Genomic DNA, 2,464 nt, shown 5'->3' with positions numbered 1-2,464 from the left:
GGCGATAAAGGGGATCTCGGTCGGTCATGGCGGAACATCGCACATTGAAGTCCAAGCTTCGTTAACATTACGATGCCGCTCCAGCTCCTAACGCACCAATACCTAACGCAGCCCAGCCGGCGGGAGTCCCGAAGACTGCTCCATATGCCACAACGGTCGCTATTCCCGCAATGACGCCCACAGCGTCGTCTGCCGCAATGCCAACTGCTCTCGTAAAACCACTGGGTCCTTGATAGGTTGCCAAATCGTAGGCGTTCTCGCCCAGCATAATCGCGCCGCCAAACGGCCTCGCCGCCACCCCGATTCTATCGGCGACCGTTGCCAATGATCCAACTCTGGCGCTGCGGGTTCCCGCCGCGATTGCAGCAAATGAGCCTTCCTCAATCTGCCTATTGATCCGCGGCAGACTTGACTGCACGTTAGGCAAGTACCGGGTCGGCGCGGTGTTGTATCCGGTCCAGATCTGACGTCCATATGCACTTTGCGCCAAGCCAATGCTCAATTGTGCAATCGTCGAGAACTTATTGACGGTGTCTGCAGATGGAAAGAGGTTGGCACTCGAATTATTGTCGGTCAATTTTGCCCCCGGCGTCTAGCGATTGGAAGTCGTTGAATTTAGAAGAATTTTTATCAATTGAACGGAACGGTCGATAACTCCACATAGAAGCAATGACCCGACGAATCCGCCTAAATAAACCCAAGGAAACAAGGCGCTCCGCTGACCAAATGCGGCCTCGAAAGCATAACATCTCGCGGACTGGCACGTTTCGCCTAATGGCACCAACATTATTAGGGAGTTATATAAAAAAAGAAAAACTATGAACTTGAGCAAGTATTTTATGTTTAAAAGATAATTTGACTCATCCCTCGGAAAATCATGCGGAAGACTACTTCGCCTATTCGCAATGATGGCCAACAAAAAGCTACAGATGGAAGAAATAAGTTGACACAATAAAACATAGGAAAACATATATCTATAGACGAAGAATAATTGCATAAATAATGAAACGACGCCCAGAGGCAGCAAAAGAATTCCAAAGGAATTTTCAGCTGTCGTGGGCCTTCTGAAAACGATCATTTTCCAGTAATAATATGCGGATAACGCGGTCAAAATTATTGGGATTGGTCCCACCACCCATGGAAAATTCATAAATGACATGATCGACCGCCAAAAATTCAATAACACATCGTTTCCAGATACACGATGCACGTCCAGAAGCTGCAACCGCCCTACCTAGCTATTGACTACATAGCTTCCTCCTATGCAAACACCCCGCCTGCTCGAATGAGCCGATCGGTGTTTTAGAAGGCATTACCGGCTGTAACGTGAACCAGTATTCGGCGCGAGCCCCGCACCTTTGACCAGACTGCGATGCCACGCAACAGCTTGACAAAACCTTGGCCGAGCGGAGTGGACCACAATAGTCGGTATCGACTCCGATCAGATGGACGGTGGTCAGCACCGTGCCTTCGCCGAGCAAATACTCGCCTGCCGAACACCCAGCGAGGCCGACGACATGACCATTGATCTCGGCAACCAAAACATGCTCGTGCGGCTGTGGATTTCGTGCCTGCGTCTCGAGAGCAGTCAATTTCCGATCGGAAAACGAAATATCGGAGAAGACAGAGCGCTCATGGACCTTTCGGACCAAGCTACGCAGTGCGCTCCAGTCACCGTCTCGCGGCAGCCTTATGATGATATCCCATCTGGTGCCTTGTGGCTGATCATTCAGATCTTCAAGGGAAGGCATACCAATATCGACCAGAGCAGCCGAGTCAGAACTGATCCGACCTACCGGCTCCGACAATTGGACGAAGATGACTTTGTCTACCATCCTTCAGCAATCCAACGTACATCTGGATCACACACCATCGCTAGCTGTGATGCAAAGTAAGCTACAGGGCCACGCACTTCTGCTCCGCAATCGAGTCTTCTTGAGGCTATATCTGCAGGCAGCACCTCCATGACCTATCCTGTCGGTCGAAAGCACCCTTTTCCAGTTGCCTCCCACGTATCGCCTTTGAGCAGAAGGCCTATCTATGAGCGAGGTTTATCACTCCAGACGCTACTATCATCTGCTATGGCTGCAAAAATTCCGTTGAAAACCGAAAGAGTGCTGCAATGTTCAGCACGATGGCGTTGAGAAGGCCGCAGGAAGACCGATCCCGTCGAGGGTATCGATAGCGCCCCTTGCTTGTTCAAATTCAGGTGGGAGGTAAAGAATATCGATTGTTTGAGCGCCGTATGGAGCGAGCTCAGCTCGGCGATCACCTGATCGTCATAGCGGAGGTCTTGCGTGCGCCGGCAAAATTCAAAGGTTACGAGCTCGCCGTTGAACAGTTCGAGGATCGCTCTTGCCTCCACACCCCTGCCGCGGGCAAAATGTGCCTTGACCCTCCCCACATTTTCGAAGCAAGTCCAGACCCGAGAGCGTCGGCACCCAAGGTAATGAATTTTCGCAGC

Annotated in this window: 3 protein-coding genes; all 3 read right to left on the bottom strand. The window is 51.1% G+C overall.

Annotated features, from left to right (window positions below; all coding sequences use genetic code 11):
- Positions 1–67: 67 nt before the first annotated feature.
- Complete coding sequence (locus ACPYOP_RS32770) at positions 68–577, bottom strand: hypothetical protein (protein ID WP_481414359.1); 510 nt, start codon at positions 575–577, stop codon at positions 68–70.
- A gap of 661 nt (positions 578–1,238) precedes the next feature.
- Positions 1,239–1,835, bottom strand: coding sequence for an N-acetyltransferase family protein (locus ACPYOP_RS32765; RefSeq protein WP_481414358.1), 597 nt, complete (start codon positions 1,833–1,835; stop codon positions 1,239–1,241).
- Positions 1,836–2,038: 203 nt separating this feature from the next.
- The coding region (locus tag ACPYOP_RS32760) for a hypothetical protein (RefSeq protein WP_481414357.1) at positions 2,039–2,464 on the bottom strand (426 nt) is incomplete at its 5' end.

It is taken from the genome of Rhizobium sp. KNZ2-6A (genome assembly GCF_056755475.1).
This window is presented reverse-complemented; position numbering and strand designations above follow the sequence as displayed.